Raw genomic sequence first — 1,175 nt, forward strand, 5'->3', positions numbered from 1 at the left:
ACGAGCGGGCGTACCTGCTGGAGGAACTGAACCGCACGGCGGCGGCGTATCCGTCAGAGCGGTGCATCCATGAGCTGTTCGAGGCGCAGGTCGCCAAGATGCCGCATGCGGTGGCGGTGGTCCATGCGGACGAGCGCTTGAGCTATGGCGAGCTCAATGCGCGGGCGAACCGGCTGGCGCATCATCTGATCGCACTCGGGGTGAAGCCGGACCAGCCTGTGGCGATCTGCCTTGAGCGCGGCGTGGCGATGGTGGTGGGGCTGCTTGCAATCCTCAAGGCGGGTGGCGCCTATCTGCCGTTGGATCCGGCCTATCCGTGCGCACGGCTCAAGCAGGTTCTTGAGGATGCGCAGCCGCAACTGTTGCTGGCCGATGCTGCGGGACGATCCGCGCTGGGCGCCGATGCGCTGGCCGATCTGACGGTGGTCGATCTCGAGACGGCGACATCGGCCTGGGCGAAGCTGCCGGCCTCGGATCCCGACCCGCGCGCGCTTGGCCTGACCTCGCGCCATCTCGCCTATGTGATCTACACCTCGGGATCTACCGGCACCCCAAAAGGCGTCATGGTCGAGCATCGCGGATTAGTCAATCTGATAGCTTGGCATGTGCAAACGTTTTGTCTTCAACCAGAAACCTGTTGCGCACTCACTGCCGGACTAGCATTCGATGCCAGCACTTGGGAGCTATGGACTGCGTTATACAACGGCAGCACATTGCTTCTACCTCCCAGAGCGGCAGCGGGAGATTCGCTCCGCCTGCTAGAATGGTGGCGTGATCAATCGCTCGAAGTCGCCTTTCTGATCACGCCGCTGGCCACAATCGCGTTGGAAGACAAGCTGGTAAATCCCACATTGGAGTACTTGCTTGTTGGCGGTGATCGTCTCCACCGTATGCCCGCGTCTCTAACACCGCCTTTAAAGCTGATAAACAACTATGGCCCTACTGAAGCTACGGTCGTGGCGACCTCGGGACGGCTCTCCATCGAAAACGCAGTGCCGCATATCGGCCGTCCGATTGCGAACACGCGTGTGTATCTGCTCGATGGCCATGGCGCGCCCGTTCCGTTGGGAGCGGTGGGAGAGCTCTACATTGGCGGGGCGGGGGTCGCGCGTGGCTATCTGAACCGGCCCGAACTGACGGCGGAGCGGTTCTTGGCCGATCCGTTCAGTGGTGAG

General features: G+C 62.1%; 1 protein-coding gene. It reads left to right on the top strand.

Annotated features, from left to right (window positions below; translation table 11 throughout):
* Positions 1-1,175: amino acid adenylation domain-containing protein (locus tag IVB48_RS11415; RefSeq protein ID WP_247400013.1), on the top strand; the 1,175-nt coding region annotated here is incomplete at both ends.

This window comes from Bradyrhizobium sp. 76, assembly GCF_023073025.1.
In the GTDB taxonomy this organism is placed as follows: domain Bacteria; phylum Pseudomonadota; class Alphaproteobacteria; order Rhizobiales; family Xanthobacteraceae; genus Bradyrhizobium.